This is a genomic window from Streptomyces sp. NPDC029296 (genome assembly GCF_055569255.1).
Genome location: NZ_JBVHXT010000006.1, coordinates 209,208 through 224,014, shown reverse-complemented (window position 1 = coordinate 224,014; position 14,807 = coordinate 209,208). Strand labels below are relative to the sequence as shown.

Sequence of the window (14,807 nt, the reverse complement as noted above, 5' to 3'; positions counted from 1 at the left end):
GCTGGGACGGGGGTCACGCACCCGCCCGGTCAGCCCCGGCGCAGGGCGAACCACAGCTCCATGCGCACGTCCGGATGGTCCAGGTCGGTGTCCAGCAGGGCCGCGCAGCGGGCGATGCGCTGCCGCACGGTGTTGCGGTGCACGCCCAGCGCCACCGCCGTACGGTCCCAGCTGCCGTGCAGCGACAGCCAGGCGCGCAGCGTCTCGGCCAGCGCGGGCTGCCCCGCGAGGGGGGCGAGCAGGGTACGGGCGTGGGTCTCGGCGTCCGCCGCCGGCACCAGGTCCGCGAGCGCCGGCCGGTCGGCGTGCCGCAGCAGCGGGGCGCGGGTGGCGCGGGCGCGGGCCAGGGCCCGGGCGGCCTGGGTGTCGGCGGCCGGCCACTCCCGGGGCCCGGCCGGGGCGCTGACCCCGAGGGTCCAGCCGGGCTGCGGCCCCGGCACCCGGTCGGCCGGCACCAGGACCCGTACGACGTCACCGGCGAGGTCGACCAGCGGCGAGGCCAGGGCGGCGCCGAGCGCGGAGGCGGCGACCGGGTCCGGCGCCTGGGCCTCCGGCCGGGCGTGCACGACGAGCCACCGGCCGGTGCCGAGCAGCGGCGCGACCTCCTCGGGCGGGGCGCCGAGCAGCAGCCGCACCAGCGCGGAGGAGCGGGCCGCGCCGGCCCCGCTGTGGTGCTCCCCGGTCAGCAGCGCCAGCAGCACGGCGGCGACCGACGCGATGGTGTGGTCCCCGGCCTCCCGCCGCGCGCTCGCCACCCCGAGCACGAACCCCTCCCCGGCCCCGAGCGCGTACACGGCGAGGTGCACCCCGCCGTGGGTGTCGGTGGCGGAGGAGGGGTGCGCGGAGACCTTTGCCGGGGAGGGCGGCGAGGGGACTTTCGCCGGCCGGGGCGCCGGCCTGACCACTTCGGCCAGCCCGGCCAGGGCCGCCCGCACGTTCCCCGGCGTCTGCCGCCCCGCGCCCGCGACCTCCGTGCCGTCCGGGCCGTAGAGGACCGCCCGGCCGGACAGGCGCTGGGACAGCTGGCGCAGGACCGAGGGGACGGGGTCCGGGCGGGCGGCGGCCGCCGCGAGGCTCTGCTGGGCCTCGGTGACGCGGCGCAGCTCGGCCAGCCGGGCCTGGGCCATCAGCTGCCAGACCGCGCGGGCCACGGCCGAGAACGTGGTCTGCGGCGGGACCTCCAGCAGCGGCAGGCCGTGCCGTTCGCAGGCGGCGACCAGGGCGCCCGGGACCGCCTCGTGCACCGGGGCCACCCCGAAGCCGAGGGCCGCGCCGCCCGCCGCCACGATCCGGGAGACGTACGCGTCGAAGTAGGTCCCGGAGCCGGCCGTCTCCGGGATGTGCACCCCGGCCGTGAGCAGCAGCTCGCCGCCGAGCAGATAGGGGTAGGGGTCGGTCATCTCCGAGGTGTGCGCCCCGTGGATCACGGTCCCGGGGTCCGCCGGCCCGGCGATCCGCCGCAGGGCCAGGTCCTCCCGGGCCAGCAGCGCCTGGAGCGGCACCGGCGGGGTCGGCGGGACCGCCGGGGCCGGGGAGATCGATTCCGGCATGGTGTGCACATCCTCCATCCCGCCCCGTTCCGCTGGATGAAACGTACACTTCGCAGTCGCTTTCCGGCCACCTACTGTCAAGGGAGCACGGCAGCCGCGGGTACGGGCGGATGTCCCCGCGAGCCGCTGCCGACCCATACGGAGCATCTGCACGACACGCCACCGGACAGTGCGCGAAGGAGGGCCGCCCCATGGCCGTCGACTACACAGTGATCGTCGTCTATCTCGCCGGCATGCTGGCGATGGGCTGGTGGGGCATGCGCCGCGCCAAGTCCAAGAGCGAGTTCCTGGTGGCGGGCCGCCGCCTGGGCCCCGCCATGTACTCCGGCACCATGGCGGCGATCGTCCTCGGCGGCGCGTCCACCATCGGCGGCGTGGGCCTCGGCTACCAGTACGGGCTGTCCGGCGCCTGGATGGTCCTCACCATCGGCCTCGGACTCCTCGCCCTGTCCGTGTTCTTCTCCGCCCGCATCGCCCGCCTGAAGGTCTACACCGTCTCCGAGATGCTGGACCTGCGCTACGGCGGCCGGGCCGGCGTGATCTCCGGCGTGGTCATGTGGGCGTACACGCTGATGCTCGCCGTGACCTCCACCATCGCCTACGCCACCATCTTCGACGTGCTGTTCGACGTGAACCGCACCGTCGCGATCGTCATCGGCGGCGCGATCGTCGTGGCGTACTCCACCCTCGGCGGAATGTGGTCCATCACCCTGACCGACATGGTGCAGTTCGTCGTCAAGACGATCGGCGTGCTGCTCCTGCTGCTGCCCATCGCGGTGGTCAAGGCGGGCGGCTTCGCCGAGATGAGGGCCGAGCTGCCGACCTCCTACTTCGACCCGCTCGGCGTCGGCGGCGAGACGATCTTCACGTACGTGCTGATCTACACCTTCGGCATGCTGATCGGCCAGGACATCTGGCAGCGCGTGTTCACCGCCCGCAGCGACCGGACCGCCCGCTGGGGCGGCACGGTGGCCGGCACCTACTGCCTGGCCTACGCCGTGGCCGGCGCGGTGATCGGCACGGCCGCCAAGGTGCTCTACCCGGACCTGGGCAGCCCCGACGACGCCTTCGCCACCATCGTCAAGGACGAACTCCCCGTCGGCGTGCGCGGCCTGGTGCTGGCCGCCGCCCTGGCCGCCGTGATGTCGACCTCCTCCGGCGCCCTGATCGCCTGCGCCACGGTCGCCAACAACGACATCTGGTCCCGGCTGCGCGGCCTCGCCAAACGCTCCGGGGAGCACGAGGAGCACGACGAGGTCGCCGGCAACCGCGCCTTCATCCTCGTCATGGGCCTCGCCGTGATCGGCACCGCGATCGCGCTGAACGACGTGGTCCAGGCGCTCACCGTGGCGTACAACCTGCTCGTCGGCGGCCTGCTGGTGCCCATCCTCGGCGGCCTGCTGTGGAAGCGCGGCACGGACCGGGGCGCGCTGGCCGCCGTCGCCGTCGGCGGCCTGGCCGTCATCGGCCTGATGGCCGGCTACGGCATCCTCGCCAACGAGCCCGTCTACTACGGCCTGCTGGCCTCCCTGGTGGCCTACGTCGCCGTCTCCCTGGCCACCCGGCCCACCGACGAGGCCGTCCTCGCCGCCTGGCGCGAACGCCTCGCCGGGCGGAGCCCCGAACTCCCGTCCGAAACGGTCCCGGCTCACCAGTAGAGTCATAGGGAAAGCAGTACATGCGCGACGAAGCGCAGGAAAGAAGGCATTTTCACCATGAGCAGCAACGAGACGCCCCGCGGCCCCGTCGACTCCTCCCGCGTCCCGCGGTACGCCGGCCCCGCGACCTTCGCCCGGCTGCCCCGCCTGGACGAGGTCGGCACCGCCGATGTCGCCGTGGTGGGTGTGCCGTTCGACTCCGGCGTCTCGTACCGGCCGGGCGCTCGCTTCGGCGGCAACGCCATCCGTGAGGCGTCCCGGCTGCTGCGCCCGTACAACCCGGCGCAGGACGCCTCCCCGTTCGCCCTCGCGCAGGTCGCCGACGGCGGCGACATCGCGGTGAACCCGTTCAACATCAACGAGGCCGTGGAGACCATCGAGGCCGCCGCCGACGACCTGCTCGGCACCGGCGCCCGCCTGATGACCCTCGGCGGCGACCACACCATCGCCCTGCCGCTGCTGCGCTCGGTCGCGAAGAAGCACGGCCCGGTCGCCCTCCTGCACTTCGACGCCCACCTGGACACCTGGGACACCTACTTCGGCGCCGAGTACACCCACGGCACCCCGTTCCGCCGCGCGGTGGAGGAGGGCATCCTCGACACCTCCGCCCTCTCCCACGTCGGCACCCGCGGCCCGCTGTACGGCAAGCAGGACCTCACCGACGACGAGAAGATGGGCTTCGGCATCGTCACCTCGGCGGACGTCTACCGCCGGGGCGCCGACGAGGTGGCCGACCAGCTGCGCCAGCGCATCGGCGACCGCCCGCTGTACATCTCCATCGACATCGACTGCCTGGACCCGGCGCACGCGCCCGGCACCGGCACCCCGGAGGCGGGCGGCATGACCTCCCGCGAACTGCTGGAGATCCTGCGCGGGCTGGCGTCCTGCAACCTGGTCTCGGCCGACGTGGTCGAGGTGGCGCCCGCGTACGACCACGCCGAGATCACCTCGGTCGCGGCCTCGCACACGGCCTACGAACTGACCACCATCATGAGCCGCCGGATCGCCGCGGCCCGGAAGGACGCTGAAGCGAAGTGACCCACGACCACGACCTGGTACTCCGCCCGACGCCGGCGCAGATCACCGCCGCCCTGAACCCTCCCCCGGGGCGCAACGGCGGAGACCTGGTCGTGGAGACGCTGGCCGGGCTCGGCGCGACGACGGTCTTCGGACTGCCCGGCCAGCACGCCCTCGGCATGTTCGACGCCCTGCGCCGCTCCTCGCTGCGCTACGTCGGCCTCAGGGTGGAGAACAACGCGGGCTTCGCGGCCGACGCGTACGGCAGGGTCACCGGCGAGGCGGCCCCGCTGCTCCTCTCGACGGGCCCCGGCGCGCTGACGTCGCTGGCCGCGCTCCAGGAGGCGGCGGCGGCCAGCGCGCCGGTGCTGGCGATCGGCAGCCAGATCCCGGTGGCGGGCCTGGGCGGGGCCCGCAAGGGCTACCTCCACGAACTCCCCGACCAGTCGGCCTCGTTCCGGGGCGTGGTGAAGTCGGTGCACACGGTCCGCAGCCAGTCCCAGATCCCGTCGGCGATCGCGGCGGCCTGGAAGTCGGCGCTGACCGCCCCGCACGGCCCGGTGTGGGTGGAGATCCCGCAGGACGTCCTGCTGGCCCCGGCCGCGCTGCCGGTGGTGACGGCGATGGACGCCACCCCGGACGACCTGGTCCCGCGCCCCGAACTGACGGCGCTGGCCGCCGACCTGCTCTCCCGTGCCGCGCGTCCGGCGGTCATCGCGGGCGGCGGGGTCGTACGGTCGGACGCGTCGGGGAAGCTGCGGCAGCTGGCGGAGAAGCTGAACGCGCCGGTGGTGACGACGTTCGGCGGCAAGGGCGCGTTCCCGTGGAACCACCCGCTGTCCCTCCAGTCCTGGCTGGAGGACCGCCACACGACGGACTTCCTGGAGGACGCGGACGTCCTGCTGGTGGTCGGCTCGGGCCTCGGCGAACTGTCCTCCAACTACCACACGTTCGCGCCCCGGGGCCGGATGATCCAGATCGAGGCGGACCTCGGCAAGCTGGAGTCCAACCACCCGGCCGTGGGCATCCACGCGGACGCCCGCCTCGCCCTCCAGGCCCTCCTGGAGACGACGGAGGAGCGCACGGACGAGTCGGCACGGGAGCGGGTGCGCGAGCTGCTGGCGAAGGTGGCGGCCCGCATCGACGGGCAGGAACTGACCCTGGAGCGGCAGGTCCTGTCGGCCGTCCGCCGGGCCCTCCCCGCCGACTCCCCGTCCTTCTGGGACATGACGATCCTGGCGTACTGGGCCTGGTCGGCGTTCGACGCGCAGGGCCCCAACCTGATGCACTCGGCCCAGGGGGCGGGCGGCCTCGGCTACGGCTTCCCGGCGGCCCTCGGCGCGGCGGCGGCCGACCCGACCCGCCCGGTCCTGGCGGTCTCGGGCGACGGCGGCGCCCTGTACTCGATCGCCGAACTGGCCACGGCCAAGCAGTACGGCCTCCCCGTCACCTGGCTGATCGTCGACGACGGCGGCTACGGCATCCTCCGCGAATACATGACGGACGCCTTCGGCGAACCGACGGCCACGGAACTCCACCGCCCGGACTACGTGGCCCTGGCGGAATCCTTCGGCGTGACGGCCACCCACACGACCCCGGAATCCCTCCAGGAGGACCTGACGAGGGCCCTGAACACCCCGGGCCCGTCGGTGGTCGTACTCCCGGCGGTGCTGCGGATGTTCGCGCCTACTCACCTGGGCTGATCACGGGGCGGCAGCGGCAGCTCGGCCCAGACCGCCTTCCCGATGCCGTGCCGCCGGGGACAGCAGCCCCACCGCGTCGAGAGGGCGCTGACGATGGCGAGGCCACGGCCCTGTTCGTCGTCGGACGCCGCCGCCTTCGGCAGAGGTCGGGCGTGGTTGGCGTCGGCGACCTCCACGCGCAGCCGGCCGTCGTACCGGGCGATGCGGACGCCGATCTCCCGGCCGGCCGGCCTCCGGGCGTGCCGGATGGCATTGCTCATCAGTTCCGCGAGCAACAGCTCGGCGGTCTCTGTGACTTCGCCCTCGATCTTCCACTCGGTGAGCTGCGCACGAAGCAGTGCGCGGGCACGGCCGCCACTGCGTGGAGCGTAAGTATCTCTAGAGAAGTGACGCTCAATGGCCGAATGCGGACGCCCTCTGACTGGGGTTGCGAGTCCTCTGATGCCTAGGATGTCTAGAGATGATCGGAGGAGAGGTCTGGATGAGCGGCCGGGAGACGGGGCGGCAGCCCAAATACCAGCGGATCGCGGCGGAGCTTCGCGCGGCGGTCGAGGCCGGTCGGTACGGCCCGGGGGACCGGTTGCCCGGTGAGAACGACCTGATGGCCGAACACGGCGTCGCCCGGATGACGGCACGACAGGCACTGGGCGTGCTCCAGGCGGAGGGCATCGCGGAAGCCCGCAAGGGCGTCGGGGTGTTCGTCCGGGACTTCCGGCCCATCCGCCGCAGGGGCATCGAGCGGCTCGCGCGGGCGGGGTGGGCCGAGGGGCGGTCCGTCTGGTCGGCGGACATCGGGGGCCGGGAACTCGTCGTCGACTCCGTCGAGGTGGCCGAGGAACCGGCGCCCGACGCCGTGGCGGGGGTCCTGGGGCTCGGTGAGGACGCGCCCGTCTGTGTCCGGCGGCGCCGCTTCGTGCTCGACGGCAAGCCGGTGTTGCTGTCCACGTCCTACCTGCCGGCCGGGCTCGTCGCGGGCACGGCGATCACCCGGCCGGACACCGGGCCGGGCGGCACGTACGCGAGGCTCGCGGAACTGGGGCACGGGCCCGTCCGGTTCCGGGAGGAGATCCGGTCCCGGATGCCCGGCGCGGAGGAGGCCGAGCGGTTGGCCCTGCCGACGGGTGTACCGGTCGTGCTGATCGCGCGCACCGCCTTCGACGCCGAAGGGCTCGCCGTCGAGGTCAACGAGATGGTGCTGGACTCGTCGGCCTACGTCCTGGAGTACGACTTCGATGCCTGAACCGTCGCTCTGGCGGAACTGCCCCGATTCTCAAGCGACTTGATGGCCGGAAGGTGCCGACCAGGCCGGCGGGTGGCCAGTATGCTCTGAGTCGCTGGTGCTCCGATCGCCGTCCAGTGCTCCGGTCCGCCAGGGCCGGATCCCGCAGCGCGCGGGACGCTACGGCGAGAGGAGCGCTGGCATGGCAAGGAGCAGGCGTGGCACCGCGGAGGACGAACCGGAACCGCTGCCCCGATGGGTGCGGGTCACGGTCGCGATCCTGACGCCATTGGCCCCCCTTGTCGCGGTGTGTGTGGAGGCGTTCGCCAAGTAGGGCGACGTCGCGGATGTGGTTCGGGCCGAAGGAACGACTTGCCGAAGGGCGAGGTGAGTCCGACCGGCCCCTAATCGGCCGGACCCACCGGCGCATGCGCTGCGGTCTGGCTCCGGTGGCACCCGGGGCCAGACCCCGCCGCGCCGACGTGCACCGGTGAATGCGCGCCTCTACCCCCCGGGTGGCGCCCATCGGCACGGCGCACGTCACCCGCAACTCTAGCCAAAGCCGTCCGCACGGGACGGTTTTCGGAATCAGGCGAACAGCCGGGTCCGATATGCCCGCTCGCGGGTGCTCCGCGAACCGCCGCGCCCCGGTGAATCGGTGATGGTCCGGTAAAGAACCTCTTTTCCCCGAACACGCGTGCAACTTTCGATCCCGTTGGCGAGTCCCATCAGGCAGCGCACGGGTGCGCTCAACGGCGTTCAGGGGGACGCCCGTACGACCTTCAAGGGGACTTTTCATGACTCACCGGACCACCGGCCGGGCCGGCGCGGTCGCGGCCGTCGTCAGTGCCGCGCTGCTCATACCCGCCGTCACCGCCGCCACCCCGGCCGCCGCCGCCACCCCGGCCGTGACCTGTACGTCGGCCAAGGCGGGACTCGCCGCCAAGCTGAAGAAGGACATCACCGCCGCCCTCGCCGGCCGCAAGGGCACCGTCGCCGTCGGCCTCTACGACCGCAGCACCAAGACCACCTGCACCCTGCGGGCCACCAGCGCCTACGACTCGGCCAGCACCGTCAAGGTCACCGTGCTCGCCACGCTGCTGTGGGACGCCAAGAAGCACAACCGGTACCTGTCGAGCACCGAGCAGTCGCTCGCCAAGGCCATGATCACCAAGTCCGACAACGACGCGACCAGCAAGCTCTGGAAGCAGCTCGGCATGACGAAGATCAAGGGCTTCCTGAAGGCCGCCGGCATGACCAAGACCGTGCCGGGCACGGGCGGCTACTGGGGCCTCACCCAGGAGAACGTCAACGACGAGCAGAAGCTGCTCCAGCTCGTCACCGCCAAGAACAGCGTGCTGAGCGACAACTCCCGCGACTACATCCAGAAGCTGATGGGCCAGGTCGTCTCCTCGCAGCGCTGGGGCACCCCGGCCGGCGCCCCGTCCTCCGTCTCCGTGCACGTCAAGAACGGCTGGCTGCAGCGCTCCACGCACGGCTGGCGCGTGCACAGCCTGGGCACCTTCAAGGGCGCCGGCCACGACTACGTGATCACCGTGCTGACGCAGGACAACAGCACCATGAACTACGGCGTGACCACCATCCAGAACGTCGCCAAGGCCATCCACAAGGACCTGGTGCCGGTCAAGTCCGGCGTCGCCCGCTTCACCCCGACCAGCCGGCCGAGCGAGGCGTTCGTCGCCGCGCCGCCGCAGGGCTGACGCTTCACGGGACGGCTTCCCGAACGTCACCGGCCGGCCCTACGGTGACGGCCATGCGCCTGAGAACCGTATTCGCCGGCCTCGCCGCCAGCCTGGCGGCGGTCGCTTCCCCGACCGCCGCCGGGTCCGCCGCCGCCCACTCGCCGGGCACCCACGCCTGCTCGCCGTACGTCGTCCTCGACCGCTTCTCCGACGCGCTCGACAAGACGACGTACGAGGGCACCTACACCGGCAACCTCTCCGCCCTCGCCGTGGACCGGGACGGCTCGCTCGCGGCCCTCGGGGACCGCTCGTCCCTCTTCCGGCTCGACGCCCGTACCCTCCGGCCGAAGGCGGTCGTCCGCCTCGCCGACGAGAAGGGCGCCGACCTCGACTCCGAGGGCCTGGTCGTCGACCGCGACGGCACCCGGCTGGTGTCCTCCGAGACCGAGCCGTCGGTGCGCCGCTACAGCCCCGGTGGCGAGATCCTGGACCGGCTCCCGGTGCCCGCCGCCCTCCAGGTCGCCCCGGCCGGCCGGGCCGGCGCCAACCAGACCTTCGAGGGCCTGACCCTGCTGCCCGGCGGCCGTACCCTGCTGGCCTCCATGGAGTACGCGATAGCGGGCGACTCCGCCGGGATCGTCCGCTTCCAGACCTGGCAGCGCCACCGGGCACGCTTCACGCCCGCCGCCCAGTACGCCTACCGCACCGACCCCGGCCTCGGCGTCCCCGAGGTCCAGGCCGTCCCCGACGGCCGCCTCCTCGTCCTGGAACGCGGCTTCACCGCCGGCGTCGGCAACACCGTCCGCCTCTACCTCGCCGACCCCCGGCGCGCGACGGACACCGCCGGCATCGAGAACCTGACGGGCCAGAGCGGCGTCCGGCTCGTCAAGAAGACCCTGCTGGCCGACATCGCCGCCTGCCCGAGCCTCGGCGCCACGGCCAGGCAGCCCCAGCCCAACCCCCTGCTGGACAACATCGAGGGCATGACGGTCACCGGCCGCGACGCCAGGGGCCGCCTGAAGGTCCTCCTGGTCAGCGACGACAACCAGAACCCGGCCCAGACCACACGGTTCTACTACCTGCGGGTACGCACCTGACCGAAGCCCCGTGACGTGCCGGGCGCCGCCCGGCGGACCGCGCCCGGCCGCGCCGCCCCGCACGGCGCGGCCGCCGCCCGCCATCCGGTCGCGGGGCGCCGCCCGGTCGCGGGCCGCCCGGAGGGAGCGGCCGTCAGCCGTACTCCGGTCGTGGTCCGGCACCTAGCCGTGGTCCGACGCCTGGCCGTGGTCCGGCGCCCGGCCGTACTCCGGTCGTGGTCCGGCGCCCGGTCGCGGACCGTCGTGCGGAGCGCCCGGACCGGCGTGCGAAAGCGTCCGGGCCGTCGTCCGCCGCGGCCGGGCACGGGCCGTGGACCGGCGCGCCCGCCTCCGGTCGCTGGCCCGGCCCCGGAGGCAACGGTCGCTGGCCCGGCCCCGGAGGCAACGGTCGGGGGCCCGGCCCTGGAGGCAACGGGCGCGGGCCCGCCCGCCACCCCCTCCCGCACGCCCGGCCCGCCCGCGGAATTGTTGCGGAGGGATGAAATCCGCATCCCGCCGCGTTGCTGTCTTCCGGTAGGGCAGGACGAACGGAAGGCACCGGCGTGGCAGCGCAACGGGGATGGGCACGGCGGCTCGCGGGATACGCCTGGCGGTATCCGAAGGACGTCGTCCTGGCCCTCGGCTCCTCCCTCGCCGGCATGGCGGTGATGGCCGTCGTCCCCCTGATCACCAAGGTGATCATCGACGACGTGATCGGCGACCACAGCCGCGCCATGGCCCCCTGGGCCGGCGCCCTCATAGGCGCCGCCGTCCTCGTCTACGTCCTCACCTACGTCCGCCGCTTCTACGGCGGCCGGCTCGCTCTGGACGTCCAGCACGACCTGCGGACCGAGATGTACCGGACGATCACCAGGCTGGACGGCCGCCGCCAGGACGAGCTGTCCACCGGGCAGGTCGTCGGCCGCGCCACCAGCGACCTCCAGCTGATCCAGGGCCTGCTGTTCATGCTCCCGATGACCATCGGGAACGTCCTGCTCTTCCTGATCTCCCTGGGGATCATGGCGTCGCTGTCGCTGCCGCTGACCCTGGTCGCCCTCGCCGTCGCCCCCGCCCTCGGCTGGATCGCCCGGCGCAGCCGCACCAAGCTGCACCCGGCCACCTGGTACGCCCAGGCGCAGGCCGCCGCCGTGGCCGGCGTGGTCGACGGCGCGGTCAGCGGCGTGCGCGTGGTCAAGGGCTTCGGGCAGGAGGAGCAGGAGACCAACAAGCTCCGCGAGGTCGGCCGCCGGCTGTTCGCGGGCCGGCTGCGCACGATCCGCCTGAACAGCCGCTACACCCCGGCGCTCCAGGCCGTCCCGGCGCTCGGCCAGGTCGCCATGCTGGCCCTCGGCGGCTGGCTCGCCGTGCACGGCCACATCACGCTCGGCACCTTCGTGGCCTTCTCCACCTACCTGGCCCAGCTCGTCGGCCCGGTCCGGATGCTCGCGATGGTGCTCACGGTCGGCCAGCAGGCACGGGCCGGCACCGAACGCGTGCTGGAGCTGATCGACACCGAGCCGACCCTGACGGACGGCACCAGGGAACTGCCCGCCGACGCGCCCGCGACCGTCGAGTTCGACGACGTGACCTTCGGCTACGACGACGAGCGCCCGGTCCTGGAGGGCATCAGCTTCGAGATCCGGCCCGGCGAGACCCTCGCCGTCGTCGGCTCCTCCGGCTCCGGCAAGTCCACCCTCTCGCTGCTCCTGCCGCGCTTCTACGACGTCCACCGGGGCGCCGTCCTGGTCGGCGGCCACGACGTGCGCGAACTGACCCTGGACTCGCTGCGGGCCGCCATCGGACTCGTCCCCGAAGATTCGTTTCTCTTCTCCGACACCGTCCGCGCCAACATCGCCTACGGCCGCCCGGACGCCACCGACGAGGAGATCGAGGCAGCCGCCCGCGCCGCCCAGGCGGACCGTTTCATCGCCGAGCTGCCCGACGGCTACGCCACCAGGGTCGGCGAACACGGCCTGACCCTCTCCGGCGGCCAGCGCCAGCGCGTCGCGCTCGCCCGCGCCCTGCTCACCGACCCCCGTCTGCTGGTCCTGGACGACGCCACCTCGGCCGTCGACGCGCGCGTGGAGCACGAGATCCACGAGGCGCTGAAGCACGTGATGCGGGGCCGCACCACCCTGCTCATCGCCCACCGCCGCTCCACCCTGAACCTCGCCGACCGCATCGCCGTCCTGGACGGCGGCCGGCTCGCCGACGTCGGCACCCACGACGAGCTGCAGGAACGCTCGGCCCTGTACCGCCGGCTGCTCACCGACCCGGACGAGCTGGGCGGTGTCTCCCCGGGTCACGCCCGCCCGGCCGCGCCCGCCGACGACACCTCCGTCCGCGACGAGCTGGACGCCGAGTTCGACGCCGAGCGGGGCGTGACTCCCCGGCTGTGGACCGGCGACCGCGAGCGCAAGGACCAGGCGCTCGCCGGCACCCCGGCCACCCCGGAACTGCTCGCCCAGGTCGAGGCGCTGCCCCCGGCCACCGACACCCCGGACATCGACGAGGGCCGCGCGACGCTGCCCGAGGACTCCTACGGCCTGCGCCGCCTGCTGCGCGGCTTCTGGCCGCCGCTGCTGGTCAGCCTGGCCCTGGTCGCCGTGGACGCGGGCGCGGGCCTGCTGCTGCCGGTGCTGATCCGGCACGGCATCGACTCGGGCGTGACCCGGATGGCGATCGGCGCGGTGTGGGCGGCCTCCCTGCTCGCCCTGCTGACCGTGCTGGTGCAGTGGGCCGCGCAGATCGCCGAGACCCGGATGACCGGCCGCACCGGCGAACGCGTGCTCTACACCCTGCGGCTGAAGATCTTCGCGCAGCTCCAGCGGCTCGGCCTGGACTACTACGAGCGCGAGCTGACCGGCCGGATCATGACGAGGATGACCACGGACGTCGACGCCCTGTCGACCTTCCTCCAGACGGGCCTGGTCACCGCGTTCGTCTCGGTCGTCACCTTCTTCGGCATCATGGTCGCCCTGCTGGTCCTCGACGTGCGGCTCGCGCTCGTCGTGTTCGCCACCCTGCCCCCGCTGGCCGTGGCCACCTTCTTCTTCCGCCGGGCCAGCGTGAAGGCGTACGAGCTGGCCCGCGAGCGGGTCTCGGGGGTCAACGCCGATCTCCAGGAGACCGTGGCCGGGCTGCGCATCGTGCAGGCGTTCCGCCGGGAGCGGGACGGCGGCCGGCGGTTCGCCGAGCGCAGCGACGGCTACCGGCGGGCCCGGGTGCGCGGCCAGCGGCTGATATCGGTGTACTTCCCCTTCGTCCAGCTGCTGTCCTCGGTCGCGGCGGCGTCCGTGCTGATCGCGGGCGCGCACCGGGTCGAGGCGGCCACCCTGACCACCGGCGCCCTGGTGGCCTACCTGCTCTACATCGACCTGTTCTTCGCGCCCGTCCAGCAGCTCTCCCAGGTCTTCGACGGCTACCAGCAGGCCACCGTCTCGCTGGGCCGCATCCAGGAGCTGCTGCGCGAGCCGACGTCCACCGGGACCGCCGACGCCCCGCTGGAGGTCCTGTCGCTGTGCGGCGACATCGCCTTCGAGGACGTGCGGTTCGCCTACGGCGACGAGGAGGAGGCCCTCACCGGCATCGACCTGACGATCCCGGCCGGGCAGACGGTCGCCTTCGTCGGCGAGACGGGCGCGGGCAAGTCCACGCTGGTCAAGCTGGTCGCGCGGTTCTACGACCCGACCGGCGGGCGGGTCACGGCCGACGGCACGGACCTGCGCGACCTGGACCTCACCTCCTACCGGCACCGGCTCGGGGTGGTCCCGCAGGAGGCGTACCTCTTCCCGGGCACCGTCCGCGACGCCATCGCCTACGGCCGGCCCGACGCCACCGACGCCGAGGTGGAGGCGGCGGCCCGGGCGGTCGGCGCGCACGAGATGATCGCCCGGCTGCCGGGCGGCTATCTGCACGAGGTGGCCGAGCGCGGCCGGAACCTCTCGGCGGGCCAGCGCCAGCTGATCGCCCTCGCCCGCGCCGAACTCGTCGACCCGGACGTGCTGCTGCTGGACGAGGCCACGGCCGCCCTGGACCTGGCCACCGAGGCGCAGGTCAACCGGGCCACCGACCGGTTGGCGGGCCGTCGTACCACGCTGGTGGTGGCGCACCGGCTGACCACCGCCGCCCGGGCCGACCGGGTCGTGGTGATGGACCACGGCCGGGTCGCCGAGGACGGCACCCACGAGGAGCTGCTGGCCCGCGGCGGCCGGTACGCCGAGCTGTGGCGGACCTTCGTCGGCCGGTCCGAGCCGGAGGAACCCGTCGGCGCGGCCCGTTGAGGCCCCCCGCCGAAACGTTCCGCTGACGGTCGTGCAACCATCCGGCACACGCGTGCGTCCGTACATCAGTACGGAGACGGGGGAGTGTGACCGGGTACGGGGAGGACGAAGTGGACCGTGGTGGGATACGCCGGCGACTGGCGCTCGGTGCGGCCGTGCTGGCCGCGTCCGGGGCGCTCGCGCTGACGGCGACGGGGACCGCCGAGGCCGCGTCCGGCGGCTGCGCCGGGCGTGAGGTGCGGACCCTGCCGTTCAAGACCGGCATCACCCACGTCTACAAGAGCGCCGGCTACGTCTGCGCGGTGACCGTCGCCCGGAAGCCGGGCCCCGCCCAGACCATGTCGGTCAGCGTGCAGGCGCGCGGCAACCGGCCGGTCGTCGACAAGGGCCGCTACACCCACCACGCCGGCCCGGTGACCGTGCACGCCGGGCACCGCTGTGTGTGGATCAAGGGCGCGGTGGGCCGCTACTCCGTCAGCTCCGGCTGGATCCTGTGCTGAGCCGCTGAGCCGCTGAGCCGCTGAGCAGCGGCCGGCCGGCGGACAGCGGAACGTCCTCTGGTGGGGCGGAACCCGCTGGGATAGTTTCCGGCGCACAT

11 protein-coding genes are annotated in these 14,807 nt (G+C 73.4%); 9 read left to right on the top strand and 2 right to left on the bottom strand.

The features are described from left to right. Positions 1 to 29: 29 nt before the first annotated feature. A complete protein-coding gene (locus tag ACZ4W9_RS07750) occupies positions 30 to 1,568 on the bottom strand; it encodes a PucR family transcriptional regulator (protein WP_467933912.1) in 1,539 nt (512 codons plus the stop codon). A 173-nt stretch (positions 1,569 to 1,741) separates the two neighbouring features. Between ACZ4W9_RS07750 and ACZ4W9_RS07745 the strand changes: the two genes are divergently transcribed. The 3 genes from ACZ4W9_RS07745 to ACZ4W9_RS07735 are packed head-to-tail and all read left to right on the top strand — an operon-like array spanning position 1,742 to position 5,928. Further along, complete coding sequence (locus ACZ4W9_RS07745) at positions 1,742 to 3,208, top strand: sodium:solute symporter family protein (RefSeq protein ID WP_467933911.1); 1,467 nt, start codon at positions 1,742 to 1,744, stop codon at positions 3,206 to 3,208. Between the two features lie 57 nt (positions 3,209 to 3,265). After that, positions 3,266 to 4,246: an agmatinase gene (speB, locus tag ACZ4W9_RS07740; RefSeq protein ID WP_467933909.1), complete on the top strand. Its 981-nt coding sequence runs from the start codon at positions 3,266 to 3,268 to the stop codon at positions 4,244 to 4,246. Further along, positions 4,243 to 5,928: a thiamine pyrophosphate-binding protein gene (locus ACZ4W9_RS07735; protein ID WP_467933908.1), complete on the top strand. Its 1,686-nt coding sequence runs from the start codon at positions 4,243 to 4,245 to the stop codon at positions 5,926 to 5,928. The genes speB and ACZ4W9_RS07735 overlap by 4 nt, the downstream gene beginning before the upstream one ends. Here ACZ4W9_RS07735 and ACZ4W9_RS07730 read toward each other — a convergent pair. Continuing rightward, positions 5,916 to 6,236, bottom strand: a complete 321-nt coding sequence (locus tag ACZ4W9_RS07730; protein WP_467933953.1) for an ATP-binding protein — start codon at positions 6,234 to 6,236, stop codon at positions 5,916 to 5,918. The two genes, ACZ4W9_RS07735 and ACZ4W9_RS07730, sit on opposite strands and share 13 nt — an antisense overlap. A gap of 173 nt (positions 6,237 to 6,409) precedes the next feature. Here ACZ4W9_RS07730 and ACZ4W9_RS07725 point away from each other — a divergent pair, with 173 nt between their 5' ends. The 6 genes from ACZ4W9_RS07725 (at position 6,410) to ACZ4W9_RS07700 (ending at position 14,709) form a co-directional block, all read left to right on the top strand. Beyond that, positions 6,410 to 7,168 (top strand): GntR family transcriptional regulator, encoded by a 759-nt coding sequence (locus tag ACZ4W9_RS07725; protein WP_467933906.1) that lies wholly within the window; start codon positions 6,410 to 6,412, stop codon positions 7,166 to 7,168. Positions 7,169 to 7,349: 181 nt separating this feature from the next. After that, positions 7,350 to 7,481: a hypothetical protein gene (locus ACZ4W9_RS07720; RefSeq protein WP_467933905.1), complete on the top strand. Its 132-nt coding sequence runs from the start codon at positions 7,350 to 7,352 to the stop codon at positions 7,479 to 7,481. Positions 7,482 to 7,944: 463 nt separating this feature from the next. After that, positions 7,945 to 8,868, top strand: coding sequence for a serine hydrolase (locus ACZ4W9_RS07715; protein WP_467933903.1), 924 nt, complete (start codon positions 7,945 to 7,947; stop codon positions 8,866 to 8,868). A 53-nt stretch (positions 8,869 to 8,921) separates the two neighbouring features. Further along, a complete protein-coding gene (locus ACZ4W9_RS07710; protein WP_467933902.1) occupies positions 8,922 to 9,947 on the top strand; it encodes an esterase-like activity of phytase family protein in 1,026 nt (341 codons plus the stop codon). A gap of 542 nt (positions 9,948 to 10,489) precedes the next feature. After that, positions 10,490 to 14,209, top strand: a complete 3,720-nt coding sequence (locus ACZ4W9_RS07705) for an ABC transporter ATP-binding protein (protein ID WP_467933901.1) — start codon at positions 10,490 to 10,492, stop codon at positions 14,207 to 14,209. Positions 14,210 to 14,319: 110 nt separating this feature from the next. Further along, positions 14,320 to 14,709: a hypothetical protein gene (locus tag ACZ4W9_RS07700; RefSeq protein ID WP_467933952.1), complete on the top strand. Its 390-nt coding sequence runs from the start codon at positions 14,320 to 14,322 to the stop codon at positions 14,707 to 14,709. Positions 14,710 to 14,807: the final 98 nt, after the last annotated feature.